The organism is Candidatus Zixiibacteriota bacterium (assembly GCA_040752815.1).
Lineage (GTDB): Bacteria > Zixibacteria > MSB-5A5 > GN15 > FEB-12 > JAGGTI01.
Genome location: JBFMGC010000013.1, coordinates 14,218 through 29,634, shown reverse-complemented (window position 1 = coordinate 29,634; position 15,417 = coordinate 14,218). Strand labels below are relative to the sequence as shown.

At 57.3% G+C, this 15,417-nt stretch carries 10 protein-coding genes; 8 read left to right on the top strand and 2 right to left on the bottom strand.

Annotated elements, in window-relative coordinates; all coding sequences use genetic code 11:
• The first annotated feature begins 117 nt into the window (after positions 1-117).
• The 4 genes from AB1772_05205 to AB1772_05190 all read left to right on the top strand — a co-directional run bounded on the left by AB1772_05205 (position 118) and on the right by AB1772_05190 (position 9,063).
• Positions 118-3,204 carry a dockerin type I repeat-containing protein gene (locus AB1772_05205; protein ID MEW5795740.1) on the top strand — a complete coding sequence of 1,029 codons (3,087 nt, stop codon included), beginning with the start codon at positions 118-120 and terminating at the stop codon, positions 3,202-3,204.
• Positions 3,205-3,641: 437 nt separating this feature from the next.
• Positions 3,642-7,604 carry a hypothetical protein gene (locus tag AB1772_05200; GenBank protein MEW5795739.1) on the top strand — a complete coding sequence of 1,321 codons (3,963 nt, stop codon included), beginning with the start codon at positions 3,642-3,644 and terminating at the stop codon, positions 7,602-7,604.
• A gap of 249 nt (positions 7,605-7,853) precedes the next feature.
• Entirely contained in the window at positions 7,854-8,711 is an 858-nt protein-coding gene (locus tag AB1772_05195; GenBank protein ID MEW5795738.1) for a hypothetical protein, read from the top strand.
• A gap of 163 nt (positions 8,712-8,874) precedes the next feature.
• Positions 8,875-9,063 carry a 4Fe-4S binding protein gene (locus AB1772_05190; GenBank protein MEW5795737.1) on the top strand — a complete coding sequence of 63 codons (189 nt, stop codon included), beginning with the start codon at positions 8,875-8,877 and terminating at the stop codon, positions 9,061-9,063.
• Between the two features lie 408 nt (positions 9,064-9,471).
• Here AB1772_05190 and AB1772_05185 read toward each other — a convergent pair whose 3' ends face one another.
• Together AB1772_05185 and AB1772_05180 are read right to left on the bottom strand one after the other, a co-directional pair.
• Positions 9,472-10,170, bottom strand: coding sequence for a DUF1573 domain-containing protein (locus tag AB1772_05185; GenBank protein MEW5795736.1), 699 nt, complete (start codon positions 10,168-10,170; stop codon positions 9,472-9,474).
• Complete coding sequence (locus AB1772_05180; GenBank protein ID MEW5795735.1) at positions 10,167-11,159, bottom strand: cysteine synthase family protein; 993 nt, start codon at positions 11,157-11,159, stop codon at positions 10,167-10,169. Before AB1772_05180 ends, AB1772_05185 begins: the two co-directional genes overlap by 4 nt.
• A 176-nt stretch (positions 11,160-11,335) precedes the next feature.
• On the opposite strand from AB1772_05180, the gene AB1772_05175 reads away from it, so the two are divergent.
• The 4 genes from AB1772_05175 (at position 11,336) to AB1772_05160 (ending at position 15,358) form a co-directional block, all read left to right on the top strand.
• Positions 11,336-11,896: an SPOR domain-containing protein gene (locus AB1772_05175; GenBank protein MEW5795734.1), complete on the top strand. Its 561-nt coding sequence runs from the start codon at positions 11,336-11,338 to the stop codon at positions 11,894-11,896.
• Between the two features lie 133 nt (positions 11,897-12,029).
• A complete protein-coding gene (hisS, locus tag AB1772_05170) occupies positions 12,030-13,475 on the top strand; it encodes a histidine--tRNA ligase (GenBank protein ID MEW5795733.1) in 1,446 nt (481 codons plus the stop codon).
• A gap of 59 nt (positions 13,476-13,534) precedes the next feature.
• Positions 13,535-14,599, top strand: coding sequence for a 4Fe-4S binding protein (locus tag AB1772_05165; GenBank protein ID MEW5795732.1), 1,065 nt, complete (start codon positions 13,535-13,537; stop codon positions 14,597-14,599).
• Positions 14,600-14,608: 9 nt separating this feature from the next.
• Positions 14,609-15,358 (top strand): methyltransferase domain-containing protein, encoded by a 750-nt coding sequence (locus tag AB1772_05160; GenBank protein MEW5795731.1) that lies wholly within the window; start codon positions 14,609-14,611, stop codon positions 15,356-15,358.
• Positions 15,359-15,417: the final 59 nt, after the last annotated feature.

The following is a 15,417-nucleotide window of genomic DNA, read 5'->3' as shown; positions in this document are numbered from 1 at the left end:
TAGCTTAGTTCCTCTACGGACCGACGATTTGCGGAAATCAAATCAATACGACGCCCGTCGGGCGCCGACCTAAAAATATCTAAAGTTGTCTCCTTTTCTGGAGACAGGAGCAGAATTATGCCCAAAACTTCATTCGCGCTCGTCCTGGGAATGGTCTGCCTGGCGGTCGCCGCGCCGGTTGCGGCTCACTGGGTTCCCTCGGACGGACACAAGATGCACTGGCCTCAGTTGCCCGACGAACAAGGGTGGGACGTGAACGCTGTCTACCCGGTGGTTCTGGCGGACGACTGGCGGTGCGCAGAAACCGGCCCAATCACTGATCTCCATTTCTGGGGATCGTGGCGGGATCTCGACGGCGACAGGGTCGGAGACGTAGGAGTGATCCAGTTCTTTCAGATCGGCATTTGGTCCGACGTGCCGGACCCGGATGGCGACGGGCCGCTGTACAGCCACCCCGGCACCCGTCTTTGGTTCCAGGAAGTATCTAATCCGCACGTGGTGCCGATCGACCCCCCGACCCTCGAAGCCTGGTATGATCCCTCGAAGGACCCCGATATCGTGATTCCGAATGACCACGACGCGTATTTCCAGTACAACGTGTTTTTCGACGAGCTTGGTTTGCCGTATTTCCCACAGGAAGCGGGCACGGTGTACTGGTTGTCCATTTCCGCGTTCGTTGATCAAAGCCAGCTTCCTTTTGAATGGGGCTGGAAATCGACGATTGATCATTTCAACGACGATGCGGTATGGGCCTTCGACGGGAGCTTTCAGTGGATCGACATCGTTGAACCGCCCCGGGTGAATGACTTCAGCGCTGTGATCAACCCCGATGGAACCTGGGGTGGTGGAACAGGCACCAACTACTACGGCCAGGGTTGGTACTTCTATGAGGCCACTGGCTGGTGGAACATCTGGTTTTACGACAACCCTTTCACCTATGAGCATTTCAAACAGGGTCTTATCCAGTGTTTCGTGATGCCTGCCAACCCGCAGTTACCGGCCAACATAACGATCGCTCTTAACTGGTCGACCGACGCTTGGTCGAACCAGGATCCTCCGCCCGACGGGCCACCACTTCCGGGGGTGGATGAGAACCAATATATCGGGCGCCATGTGATTTTCTCCGGTGCGATCGGCCTGAGCGGTTGGGAGCTCTACGAGCCGTTCCGGTTACCGGTGGATTACAACCCCGAGTGGATATCGGTCGACATCATGGGTGTAAACGTCATGGTAATGGGCGGCAGGATCAGCCACGAGTGCGTCACCACGTCGCTTGACTTGGCTTTTGTGGTCACGGGCCCGCCGAGCGCAACCGGCGCCTGCTGTTATCCCAGCGGCGCTTGTGCCGTCGTAACGCAGCCGGCCTGCGTGGGCGGCGGAGGTGTTTACCTGGGCAACGGCACGGTCTGTCTTGGAGATAACCCCCCGCAAAACGGTATTGATGACGCCTGCGAGCAGGTGCTGCCGACCGGAGCTTGCTGCTTCGCCGACGGCTCTTGCACCGTCATAGCCCAGGCTGCCTGCTTGTTTAGCGGAGGAGTTTATGCTGGTGACGGCACTACCTGCGCTGACTTGAATGGCAACGGTGTTGCCGATATCTGCGAGCAGTACCTTCCGACCGGCGCGTGCTGTTTCGACAATGGCTCGTGCCAGGTGATGATAGCCGCCAGCTGCTCCCAAGCCGGCGGTATTTATGCCGGCAACGGCACGTCATGCGCCGGAGACAACAACCTGAACGGGGTCGATGATGCCTGCGAAGGTGTGGTCACAATGGGAGCCTGTTGTTATGGCGACCCGATCATGCCGATCTGTGTGAACACAACGTCAACTGTCTGTACCCAGCAGTATCAGGGCACCTGGTACGCAGGACAGAATTGCGCCACGTTCGTGTGCCCGGTCACGCCCACAGGTGCGTGCTGCTACACAGGTGGCGGGTGCGCGGTTGTTACCCAGGCCTCATGTGCAGCGGGCCAGGGTACTTATATGGGCGACGGCACCACCTGCGATGACGCCGATGGCGACGGGACGGCTGATATCTGCGAGACTCTTGAACATCTCAAATGGGTACAGCCGCCTGATTTGACTCCGATGGGCATGGATGTCATGGCCACTCAGCGGCTGGTGCTGGCCGATGACTTCCTGTGTTCGGAGACGGGTCGGATAACCAGGGTTGTCGTCTACGGCTCCTGGTTTGAAGACATGATACCCGACCACGGCGAGGTTTCTTTCGTCCTGAGTTTTCATGAGGATATCCCCGCCGTACCCCCGGAGTTCAGTAAGCCAGGTAGATTAATCTGTCTGAATCTCTTTGCTCCAGGTACCTACACGGTCGAGCCGGTATCGATTGGAGGGCTTGAGGAAGGGTGGTACGACCCAAGCCAGGAGTTTTACATCTTCCCGGGCGACCGCAACATCTTCAGGTACACATTCCTAATAGATGATCCCTGCTGGAAGCAGGCCGGCACGCCGACGTCACCGGTGGTATACTGGCTCGACGTGCAGGTACAGATGCCGTTCGAGGGACCGATGTTCGGCTGGAAGACGTCTGTTGAACATTGGAATGACGATGCTGTCTGGGCCATGGGCCAGGAGCCTGCTCTGCTGTCAGACTGGAGAGAGTTACGGTATCCGCCGCAGCATCCGATGTTCCCGGCGTCGATCGACCTGGCCTTCGAGATCTACGGCGTCACCGAAGCTGATACCTGTGCGCTTCAGAACCCGGGCGACTTCGACAGCGACGGTGATATAGACGTAGCGGATCTGAATGCGCTGGCTGCCTTCGTTCAGGGTGTCGGCGCGCCGCCGGTCGTGCACGCCAACGGCGACTTTAACGGTGACTGTCGTATCAATGGCTTCGACGTTACGGATATGGCAAGTTACCTGGCCACGGGTGGGCCGCCGCCTGTGGACTGCACCTGTGTCGAGCCGTACCCGTTCCGGGATTGCTGTATCGGAGTGGTCGGCAACGCCAATCTCGACCCGGCTGAGCAGGTCACGATTGGTGATATCACGATGATGATCGATGCCAAGTTCATCACCGGCACGTGCGAAGGAGTCTTGCTGTGTCTGACCGAGGCCGATATCAACCAATCGGGTGGTGCAATTCCGGATTGTGATCAGATCACGATAGGCGACATTACCTACCTGGTGGACTATCTGTTTATCGGTGGACCGGGCGTGGTCATACTCTTCAACTGTTTCTAAGCAGTTGCCGAGCTTGCCGACTCTTGGTCTTCAGAGGCCGCCCCGCTCTCAAGCGGGGCGGCTTTTTTTTGTCAGGAGCCTGATTCCCGTGTGCATAGGGTAGTGAACCAGCCTGATCCTGTTAAAAGTTCGACACGAAGTGTCGTCGCTAATCAGATGATATTCATCGGGTTGAATGGCCCCTTCCGAAAAGCCGAATCTGACTTCAATCCGTATCTAAGCACACAGTCGGTGTGCTTCCGGTAGGCACAAAAAACAGCTTGACACGTAGACTGAAGAGACCTATTATGTCGTTGAATTCCGGTTACCGTCTTTTCATCAAAGCCGAGTTCTTCCACAGACCGACGACTTGCCGAAATCCAATCAACACAGCGCCCGTTGGGCGCCGACATAAAAATATCCAGAATTGTCTCTATTTACGAGACAGGAGCAGAACCATGGCCAAAATGTCGTTCGCGCTCGTTGTTGGGATGGTTTGCCTTGTGATTGCCGGGCCGGTAACGGCACACTGGGTCCCTTCCGACGGGCACAAGATGCACTGGCCGCAGCTACCTGACGAGCAGGGGTGGGACGTCAATGCGGTCTATCCAGTTGTCCTGGCGGATGACTGGCAGTGCTCGGAAACCGGTCCTGTTACCGACATCCACTTCTGGGGATCGTGGCGGGATTTGGACGGTGACCAAATCGGGGATGTTGGCACCATTCAGTCCTTTCAGATCGGAATATGGTCGGATGTGCCGGATCCAGACGGCAGTGGACCCCTATTTAGTCACCCAGGGAACCGACTTTGGTTTCAGGAAGTAAGCGACTTTCTCGTACAGCAGGTCGATCCCCCCACGATAGAGGCCTGGTACGACCCCTCGAAGGAACCTGACGTAATAGTCCCCAATGACCACAAGTCATACTTTCAGTACAACATCTTTTTCGACCAAGCCGGGTTGCCTCCATTCCCTCAGCAGCAGGGGACTATCTATTGGCTATCGATCTCAGCCGTACTTGCCCCGAGTCCGATCACATATGAGTGGGGCTGGAAATCGAGCATCGACCATTTCAATGACGATGCCGTATGGGCGGTGGATGGGCCTACCCTCAACTGGACGGACATTTACGAACCGCCACGGGTCAACTACTTCGATGCGACTATCAATCCTGACGGCACCTGGGGTGGTGGCAACGGCACCAACTACTACGGTCAGGGATGGTACTTTTATCCCAGCGGGTGGTGGAACATCTGGTTCTATGATAATCCGTTTACAACTACCCGTCCCAAAGTGGGCTTCTTCCAATGCTTTCTGCAGCCGGTGGATCCGTTGCTTCCAAATCAGGTTACAGTTGCCCTCAACTGGTCGACTGCTGCATGGTCGCAGCAGGAGCCGCCCCCGGACGGACCACCCCTCCCCGGTGTGGACGAGGCTCTCTATATCGGGCGCCAGGTGATATTTAACGGCCCGATTCCTCCCGAGGGCCTGCAACTGACTGAGACGTTCAATTGGCCATTCAACCCTGAGTGGGTCTCTGTAGACATAATGGGCAGGAACTTCATAGTGCGGATGGGCGTGATTTCTCATGAGTGCTACCGAACATCGCTCGATTTGGCCTTTGTGGTAACCGGCAGCGCTCCGACTGGAGCTTGCTGCTATCCCAACGGAAGTTGTGCCGTGGTTACTCAGGCTGCGTGTGTTGGTGGTCCCGCTGGTGGTACCTACCTGGGTGATGGTACCGTCTGTTTAGGTGATGCTAACGGCAACGGTGTAGATGACGCCTGCGAGGGTGTTGCTCCAACTGGAGCTTGTTGCTATCCCAACGGAAGTTGTGCCGTGGTTACTCAGGCCGCATGTGTTGGTGGTCCAGTCCAGGGCATCTACCTCGGAGATGGCACCGTTTGTCTGGGCGACGCTAACGGAAATGGTGTCGATGACGCCTGCGAGGGTGTTACTCCAACTGGAGCTTGCTGCTATCCCAACGGAAGTTGTGCCGTGGTTACTCAGGCCGCGTGTGTTGGTGGTCCAGTCCAGGGCATCTACCTCGGAGATGGCACCGTCTGTCTGGGTGACGCAAACGGCAATGGCGTGGATGACGCCTGCGAGCAGGTCTTGCCGCAAGGTGCCTGCTGCCGTCCAGACGGAACGTGCTATGTGACGACTGCGGGTCTCTGTACCGGAGCTTATCTCGGCGACGGAACCGTCTGTGCAGGTGATAATAACGGCAATGGAGCTGATGACGCGTGCGAGAACCCGCAAGGTGAACTGAAATGGTACCAGCCGCCGGACTTCCAGTTTGGCGATGATGTCAACTGTACATATCCACCGGGTGCTACCTCGGGGTTCCTGTTGGCTGCCGATTTCCAGTGTCAGTTAACGGGGCCGATTACAGAGATTCGAGTATTCGGATCCTGGTGGCATGACTACCTGCCGTTCGGTGATCCGCGAAGGGTTAGGTTTGTCCTGAGCATCCACGAAGACATTCCGGCCACAGGTGAGGATTACAGTAGACCTGGCAATCTCATTTGTCGCATGGACAGCCCGCCATTTGTAGTTGTGCCGATCGCCACTAATCTCCAGGAGGGATGGTTCAATCCACCGTCCACCTGGTTCCCATACCCGAATGGTGATGCTGTTTGCTGGCAGTACACCTTTGATGTGTCGGAATTCCAGTGCTTCCAGTTTGGCACGGTGGCTGCTCCAAAGGTATACTGGCTGGATGTTCAGGCATATCCTGAGGATCAGGCGGCAGTGTTTGGCTGGAAAACGTCCATGCCACCCTGGAACGATGACGCTGTATGGGCAGCGGGTGTGGACGACGGAAGTACGATCGACTGGAACGAACTCATCTTCCCGTCCAATCACTGGTACTATGCAGGCAGATCGGCTGACTTGGCCTTTGGTATATACGGAGTCGCGGGACAACCGCCTACTGGCGCTTGCTGCTATCCTAATGGTTCCTGCGCGGTGGTCACTCAGCCTGATTGTACGAGCGGAGGTGGCACGTATCTTGGGAATGGTACTGCCTGCCTTGGTGACGTCAACCCACCTAACGGGGTGGATGACGCCTGCGAGGGTGTCGTCCCAACCGGAGCATGCTGCTTTGACAACGGCAGTTGCCAGCTGATGATGCAGGCAGCCTGTGCGGCGGCGGGTGGGACCTATGCCGGTAACGGCACAGTCTGCGCTGGTGATGCCAATATGAACGGTGTGGACGATGCCTGCGAAGGTGTTGTCACTATGGGTGCCTGCTGTTATGGTGATGCGGCAATCTGTGTCAACACAATATCGACAGTGTGTAGCCAAACCTACAATGGTACTTGGTACGCAGGACAGAACTGCGCCACGTTCCAGTGCCCGGTTGAAGCAACCGGTGCGTGCTGTTACCCGGATGGGAGTTGTACGGTTGTCACCCAGGCTGACTGTGCGGCGAGTCAGGGTATCTATAAGGGTGATGGAACAACCTGTGTAGATGTCAATGGCAACGGCATTGCTGACATCTGCGAGACTCTTGAACATCTCAAATGGGTACAGCCGCCTGATTTGACTCCGATGGGCATGGATGTCATGGCAACTCAACGTGTGGTGCTTGCCGATGACTTCCAGTGCACCGAAACCGGGCAAATCACAAAGGTTGTGGTATACGGGTCCTGGTTCCAGGATATGGTACCCGATCACAGCCAGGTCTACTTTATTCTGAGTTTCCATGAGGACATTCCGGCCGCAGGTGAGGATTACAGCAGACCTGGTACGCTGAACTGTCTGACGGTGTTTGCTCCGGGAACGTACCGTTACGAACCGTTGCCGATAGCCCTCAATGAAGGCTGGTACGATCCAAGTCAGGAGCTGTACCTCTTCCCTGGGGACCACCAGATCTTCATGTACACATTTGAAATAGAAGACCCCTGCTGGAGGCAGACCGGCACTCCCAGTGCGCCGAAAGTGTACTGGCTGGACGTTCAAGTCCAGATGCCTCTTGAGGGGCCGATGTTCGGGTGGAAGACGTCACGCGAACATTGGAACGATGATGCTGTCTGGACCCTGGGCCAGGAGCCTGACCAGATTCCTGGCTGGATTGAGTTGCGGTATCCGCTACAGCATCCGTTGTTCCCAATGTCGGTAGATTTGGCCTTTGAGATCTACGGTGTGACAGCTCCAAGTTGCTGCGTTGGCCGAGTCGGCGATGCCAACAGTAGTGGCGACGACGATCCGACTATCGGCGATGTAACGACGATGATCGACGCCAAGTTCATTACCGGAACTTGCGACGGAGTTATCCTTTGTCTGCCAGAAGCGGACATCAATCAATCCGGCGGAGCCAATCCGACCTGTGATGACATTACAATCGGTGACATTACCGTACTGATCGATTACCTGTTTATCACGGGCCAGACGCTGGGGCTGCCGGATTGCTTGTAACGGTTGAAAAAGACAGGCAGCTCGTCTTCGGGTAACGAGTTACCTGATCACGGAACCTCTAACGAAAGAGACGCCCGTCGGTACGACAGGCGTCTCTTTTTCTACTCCTGTGGCTGCAACCTGACCTGCAAAAAGCTTTGACAAGCGGTTGTGTCCGACTTATGTTGCCGGTGACGGCAAGGACATACCCGTGTGTGTTCTCACATTATTGCGAACAGTCGCGTCACGAGTCTGCTCAGGAGAGATGCTATGAAGGCCGCAAGTTTCCTTACGATCGGATGCCTGGCGCTGATTGCCGCCTCCGTATCGGCTCAGACCTCGATTACGATTCACAGCATTACTAATGTCTCCCACGATTCAATACTTGCCGGTGGGTTAACTCACGCCCTGACCCTCCGCTACAACGCGGCGGGCGCGCCGCCCGGTCGCAGCTACCTGACTGCCAACGGGTTCAAGATCTATTCGCCTGACGGAGCCGACTGGGTGTCTGTCCAGGGGACGGCTATGGGGGCGTTCACCGGCCTCGGGTGGCACCAGGTCTTCGTTAATCACTTTAACAAGATCGGTGGCGGCGCGGGGTACGGCTTTCCTCAGCCCACCGGGGGCGGGAATACCACCGGCCAGGACACGGTGGTGGTTGTGCTTGCCGGGGTCAATTCTGCCCCGGGCGGGGGTCTGCCGGCTGGGTTCAACAACCTCACACTAACAATTGAGTTCAGCTCCGATCCCGACGACAACGGGCGCCACATCTGTATCGATACCTGCCAGGCCGCTCCCGGGGCAGCTTGGGAATGGGCGAATCCTGACGGCCTTATCGAACCAACCTGGGGCGGGGTGCGCTGCTTTGTGGTAAACTGCTGCAGCGGGCAGGTTGGCGATGCCAATGGCATCGGAGGAGATGAGCCTACCATAGGCGACATCACTACCTTAATCGGGTTTCTCTTTCTGGGCGAGCCGGAACCGCCCTGCATAGCCGAGTGCGATGTCAATCTGTCGGGCACGCTTCTAGACCCGCCGCTCGATTGGGACGATGTGTCTATCGGCGATATTACGGTGCTGATCGATTACCTGTTCGGCGAGCTCGACGTACTCCCGAGCTGTCCGTAGTTGGTTAGTCTGAGACGGGCTATGAAGGGGAGGGGTGCACTGATCGAGGCACATCCCGGCGAACTCTTTAATGCTCAATAATGTTCTTGATCGGGAGACCGGTTTGCATATATTGGCCCGCGAATTTGGCTGCGAACTTGGAACTTTGCCTGGAGGTTTTTCTATGGCCATGACAATCACCGACGAATGCACCGCCTGCGGTCTGTGCTTGCCGGAGTGTCCTACCGAGTCTATCACCGAGGGTGACATCTATATCATTAATCCTGACACCTGCAACGAGTGTGAGGATCAGGCCGATGGCCCCCATTGCGTGGAAGTCTGCCCGGTGGACTGCATCGAGAAGGCTGTTTAGGCTGAACCGATATTAAAAGGCCGCCCTTTTCATGGCGGCCTTTTCTTTTTGGGGGGACTCCAGACCATTCAGGAATAGCAACGGGTGACACGACATTTGGAGGCTGTCGCGAAAGTCGAAAAGTGTTGCGGCAGGTCCTTGTCCGGACCCGATGGAAGAGGGCCCCGACTAAGTCCTGCCGCCGCAGTATGTTTGACGGTAGCGGCGTCAGGTCACACTTCGAGCCCGGCCCGCAGGGCGAGTCGGGCCCGAAGCAAAACCTAACGCAATAGAACGAGGTTTTGAGACAGCGTCTTTGGATAAGATATGCGAACAGTCTCACGTGACACACCGACCGTTCGTGGCAGACAAGGACGTCCCCTGCACGGCATGCAGCCTCTGCCGTATGAGATTGGTCTGCTTCGGCCCCTAGTACCTGGCTACTTTTACAGGAATCGTAATCCGCAGGGGAGGCGCGTCGCGGTGCGGGTTTATAGTCACGGTATAATTAGTCAGGTGGGTGCCGGAGGGAAGATCGGTTTTTGGGGTTAGCTCGAATTTGACAGTTTCTCCCTTTGACGCTTCACCGTCGACTATCTTGATGTCAACGAAAGGATCTTCGATGTAGACGTCCTTTACGCTGATTTTGTCCAGGGCATGGTTAACCAGTTCGGCAGTCCGGGTCCGCTGAGGCGGCAGGAAGATTACGTGGGTCGGCTTGGGTTCGACCCTTAAAAGCCACTGTCCGACAACCGCGGAGTAGAGAATCTCCTGGGCCGGCATTTTGGGATCATTGGAGACCACCCGAACATCTTTTTCGACAAACCCATAGAAATTGGCGGTACTGAAAATCATCAGAATCTCGGCGGTATCTCCCGGGGCGACAGTCGAGTCCCTAAAGCGAACCTCAGTGCAATCACAATGCGCGGTGACGGTATCGATATGAATCGGTTGTGCGCCGTGATTGACCATCCGGAACGTGTGCCTGATCTTGAAATCTACGCCGACACAGCCGATATCGAACCGTTCCTCGGTGAATCTTAGATCCGGCAGTTGCTGCGCGAAAGCGGGAGCCAATGGCCCCAGGCATACCAACACAGCCGCTGCAAGCGCCGTGCGCAACGTCATGACTTCACTTCCTCCGTTGTCTGCAAGAACCCGTGTTGACGCATCCACTGGTCGTTGAAACATTTGCTGAGATAACGAGTGCCCGCGTCGGCGAAGACCCCAACGATCAGCGCGTCGGAGCCGGCCTGGGCGGCGACCTGCTCCATGGCGACCGCCACCGCACCCGATGATCCCCCTGCCGAGATACCTTCCTCGCGGGCTATCTGCCGGGCCCGGTTGAAGGCATCCCTGTCCGATACGGTGATTACCTCATCCACCAGGTGAGGGTGAAGCGCTTTGGTGATGACATCGGAGCCGATCCCCTCAACCTTGTAGATTGTGGCCTCGGTGATCCGCCGACTTCGGATGTACTCCGCGAATATGGAACCTTCCGGATCGACCGCGATCAGTTTTATCGCCGGGTTCTCTTCCCTCAGGTACCGAGCCGCCCCCGAAAACGTGCCGCCGGTTCCTATGCCGCAGACGAAATGAGTGATCAGGCCGCCGGTGTCGTCCCAGATCTCCGGCCCGGTGGTGAGATAATGGGCCTCGACATTGTCCTGGCTGTCATACTGATCGAGGTCGAAATACCCGCTCTCGCGGGCCAGTTTCCGGGCGACCGCCCAACAGCCCGCAGGGTCATCGTGGGTGGCGGTGGTCGGGGTAACAATCACCTCGGCGCCGAACGAGCGTATCAGGTCTATTTTTTCCTGGCTGGTTTTGTCCGGAGTGACCACTATCGCGCGCAGGCCGGTTCTCGCCGCAACCATACCCATCGCTACGCCGGTGTTACCCGACGTGTTGTCAATGATCGTATCGCCCGGTTTGAGACGTTCGTTACGGAGCGCTTTGCGCACGACGTGCAGCACCATACGGTCCTTGACCGATCCGGTGGGATTGAGAAACTCCAGTTTGACATAGGCGCGGGGGCCCGGATTAGGGATGCCGCTTCTCAGGCGCAGCATCGGCGTATTGCCGACCAGTTCCAACAAATCGTCGTATAATCTCATAGCGTTGACCTTACAGCCGCCTATGGTATCACAAGCCCGCACCGTTATCAAGGCTTTACTTGAGAGGGGCTTCGCTAAACTTCTTGACACGACCGACCCGGCGCTGGTTTATATGCCTCAGACAACAGGCGGTTCCCGATGAGTCGAGGCCATAACCCGGCGCCTGAGGAGGTGTTATGAGATCGCTTAAAATGCTATTGCTCGCCGGTTTGATGCTGGCAGTTACACACGGATGCTCCGAGAAGCAGAAAGAAGCGGCGAGACTGGAACAGGAAGTCCGGGATCTCGAGGCCAACGATAGTGCAAGCCTCGATCCCTCGGCGTCAAGCGCCGAAACCACCGCGCAAGCGGAGTCTGATCCCGCTCAGTCGGCTGTGGCCGATCCGGCGGCGCTGCCTCCCGAGGTGCGGCCCCAGCCGGAAACGAAACCCGAGCCGCCGTCCGCGGTTGAGACTTCTCGTCCCGTGGAGTCGCCCGGCCCGATGCCGCCCGCTCCGAGCGGCGGCGGCTACACGGTGCAGATCGCGTCTTCGGAAACCCCGGAATACGCGCGATATCTGGTGAGCGTCTACACAGAGCGAGGCTACCAACCGTTTGTCACTACGATAACCTATGACAACCGAACCTACTATCGCGTGAGGGTGGGGCAATTCAAGTCGGTTGCCGAGGCGACCGTTCTCATGAACGAGCTGGTCGACCGGTTTTCCATCCAGCCTTGGATAGATCGAATAGAGTGACGGGGGTCGGTCTGCCGACCGCGGCGGGGGATGGAATAGTCAGTGGCGGGGCGATTCACTTAAAAAAAACTTTCTCACGAGCGGTGGAAGTGTAGTTTGTCACCTTGGACACGAACGACACGTCCGAATTGACATGGGCAAGACCGATAAGATAAAACCGCAACGAGTAAAGGCGCAGTTGCTGAAGGGGTTTCGCGATTATCCCCCCGACCAGCAGGCGGCTCGCGAGGAGATGATCGGCAGGATTCGCCGGGCGGTCGAACTTCTCGGGTTTCAGCCGCTGCAGACGGCCTCGATTGAGGGAGCCGACATCTTGCTCGGCCCGCACTATACGCGCGACTCGCTCGCCGAGCTGTTCGGATTTCGCGGGCCGGATGATGTCGAGATGGCGCTGCGCTACGAATTCACGCTCTCGCTGGCGCGCTATGTGGCGTCGCAGCCCGATCTGCCGCTCCCGTTCCGGCGCTACCAGTATGGCAACGTCTGGCGCGCGGACAAACCGGGGCCGGGCCGATTCCGTGAGTTCATGCAGTTCGACATTGACATAGTGGGCACGCGCAACATGCTCGCCGATGCTGAGATTGTCGCCGCGATGGTCGGCACGATGGAGCGACTCGGCATTGAACGTTTCAAGGTACGTTATTCCAACCGAAAGGTCCTTAACGGACTCGTCGCGTGGGCAGGAATGCCGCCGGAGCGCGGTCCCGATGTTATGCGGGTGCTCGATAAATTCGAGAGACAGGGCGCAAAGGCGGTGATGGCAGAGCTCGCGTCAGGGCGGGTAGATGAATCGGGCGCGAAGATACCCGGTCTCGATCTGCCGAAGGAGCAGATTGGCAGACTCGGGAGGTTCGTGGATGAAGTACTTGTCGCTGAGTCCGGTAGCCTGGCTTGGATCGAACGCGAGTTGGGATCTATTACCGTGTCGGCCGAAGGTCTGATTGAGTTGAACCAGGTGAAACAGCACCTGCAGGACATGGGCGTGGATGACCGCAAGGCGGTAATCGATTTCACTATTGTCCGCGGACTGGGATATTACACCGGCACGGTGTTCGAGACAACCTTGCTCGATCTTCCGGCCTATGGCTCGGTTTTTTCAGGTGGCCGCTACGACAATCTGGTGGAGAGATTTCAAAGTCAGGCCGTGCCTGCTGTAGGGTCCTCTATTGGAGTCGATCGCCTGCTGGCGGCGCTCATCGAGCTGAAAGCTCTCCAGTTACCCCGGACGACCTCGCAGGTTCTGGTTACGGTGATGGATCAGTCCCGGCTGGGGGACTATCTTCACATGCTGCGAGAACTGCGCGAAGCGGGGATCAACAGCGAGATCTTCTCGGGTGACACGAAAAACCTTACGCGCCAGATCAAGTACGCCGACAAAGTCGGTATCCCGCTAGCCATCATAGCCGGTTCAAATGAGTTCGAGGCCGGCCAGGTCCGGATTAAGAATCTGGCTGCGGGGGCCTCGAAATCCGGTGATACCTCCGACCGTGGAGACTGGCTCAAAGCTGAAGGCTTCCAGGAGGATGTCCCACGCGCTCAACTTGTTACTCGAATCAGGCAACTGCTCGGTCGAGTCTGATCTCTTTTCTTTTGACTAGAATCAAGACAAAATTGGTCGTTTGAATATATCATCAGACTATGGCTACTCGAACGGCTGTGCCTCGTGATATTCTGAAAGAGAAGCCCGTTAGACGAGACCGGATTGATCGCGGGGTTCAGAGAATCCGCTTCTGGGCCCAGGTGTTTGCACTGGGGGTCAATATCTGGATCGGTGTCCAGTTCTATCTGTGGGTGGATTACATCCAGAACAAAGGAGCCGCCTTACAGGTCGCGCGGCCGCCCGGCGTGGAGGGGTGGCTGCCAATCGGCTCGCTGGTGTCGCTGCGCTACTGGTGGGAGACCGGAAACATAAATGAGATCCGCCCCGCCGGGCTAATCATTCTGGTTGTGGTTCTCCTCACGGCGTTTCTATTCAAGAAGGGTTTCTGTTCCTGGGTTTGCCCGATCGGTTTTATCTCGGAGCTCATCGGCGATATAGCGGACAAGCTGTGGGGACGCCGACTGCGCCCCCCGCGCTGGCTCGATTATCCCCTGCGTTCGATCAAATACCTGCTCCTGGCGTTCTTTCTCTGGGCGGTGATGATCTCCATGACTCCGGCGAGCATCAAGAGTTTTGTCTACTCCGATTACAACATCGTCACCGACATCCTGATGCTCCGTTTCTTCACTGATATCACCCGGCTGGCGCTGATCGTCGTTGTTGCCCTGTTCCTGCTGTCGTTTGTTGCCCGCGGGTTCTGGTGCCGGTACCTTTGCCCGTACGGGGCGCTGCTGGGTATACTCGGTCTGATATCGCCGACAAGGATTCGCCGCAACGCCGATTCCTGTATCGATTGCTCGGCCTGCAGCAAGGTCTGTCCGGCATTCATTAAAGTCGACAAGGTAGCGGAGGTCGTCTCGGATGAGTGTATCGGCTGTATGGCGTGTGTCGACTCCTGCCCGGTGAAGAAGACGCTCGAGATCAAGACGGTATCGCGGCGCGTGACGGTTCCGACTGTCCGGTGGGCGGCGGCGTTTCTGCTCGTCTTCTGGGTGTCGCTGCTCGGTTTCAAGCTGTTCGGACCGTGGGCGAACGCGGTCACCGATCAACAGTACATGGAGAGGATTGACCGCGCCAACCAGGGGGGTTATGTTCACCCGTAAAGGTGAACCGTGAAATCCGAATCTTTTTTCGACAAGTACGCCCACGAGTACAATATCCTGACCAACGCTCAGGTGCGGGAGAAGACCCACCGCGAGGAGGTTCGCGCTCTCGTGGAGAGGTTTCATCCGGCCGCGGTACTTGATGCCGGCTGCGCCGTGGGACTGACCTCGCGACTGTTTGCCGAGCAGGGGGTGAGCGCGGTCGGTTTGGATCGTTCCCGCCGGATGATATCCGAGGCGCGAAGAGCGCACGAGGGAACGGCGCTGCCGATCCGCTTTCAGCACGGACACTTTGAAAAACTCCCACGCCGGTTCAACCATCGCTTCGATCTGGTGGTCTGCCTGGCCAACTCAATCTCGGGTGTGGGCAATCTGAAGAACCTCAGACTGAGCCTGCAGGGATTCCGGCGTGTCCTGCGAGCCGGTGGCGTGGTGGTGATTCAGGCCCTGAACCTGGCCGCTCTGAAGGACGGCGAGATCATGCCGGTGCGAGCCACCCAGGCAGGTGCGCTGGGGTACCTGCGGTTTGCCCGGCGTCAGGGCAACAGCCACGAGTTGACCGTCGTCCGGCTGGACCTCAGTGTCACGCCGTTTCAGTTCGAGGTCTTCAGCCATAAATTCGACAGCTTCACGCCGGAACGTCTCGAGAGCGAGATGAAACGGGCAGGGTTCGCTCAGATTCGACGTTACAGCGACCTGGCCATGTCCAAACCGTTCCGCCAGAAATCACGCGACATCGTATTGGTCGGATTCGCGTAGTGTGTCGCAGCGATGGGGAACGGTTGCGTCAATCCCCTGACCCGGTCCGATGACTGCTG

Excerpts from the sequence above, each read along its gene's own strand:
- AB1772_05205 (MEW5795740.1), top strand. The coding sequence starts at position 118 with ATGCCCAAAACTTCATTCGCGCTCGTCCTGGGAATGGTCTGCCTGGCG.
- AB1772_05200 (MEW5795739.1), top strand. The coding sequence starts at position 3,642 with ATGGCCAAAATGTCGTTCGCGCTCGTTGTTGGGATGGTTTGCCTTGTG.
- AB1772_05195 (MEW5795738.1), top strand. The coding sequence starts at position 7,854 with ATGAAGGCCGCAAGTTTCCTTACGATCGGATGCCTGGCGCTGATTGCC.
- AB1772_05190 (MEW5795737.1), top strand. The coding sequence starts at position 8,875 with ATGGCCATGACAATCACCGACGAATGCACCGCCTGCGGTCTGTGCTTG.
- AB1772_05185 (MEW5795736.1), bottom strand. The coding sequence starts at position 10,170 with ATGACGTTGCGCACGGCGCTTGCAGCGGCTGTGTTGGTATGCCTGGGG.
- AB1772_05180 (MEW5795735.1), bottom strand. The coding sequence starts at position 11,159 with ATGAGATTATACGACGATTTGTTGGAACTGGTCGGCAATACGCCGATG.
- AB1772_05175 (MEW5795734.1), top strand. The coding sequence starts at position 11,336 with ATGAGATCGCTTAAAATGCTATTGCTCGCCGGTTTGATGCTGGCAGTT.
- hisS (MEW5795733.1), top strand. The coding sequence starts at position 12,030 with ATGGGCAAGACCGATAAGATAAAACCGCAACGAGTAAAGGCGCAGTTG.
- AB1772_05165 (MEW5795732.1), top strand. The coding sequence starts at position 13,535 with ATGGCTACTCGAACGGCTGTGCCTCGTGATATTCTGAAAGAGAAGCCC.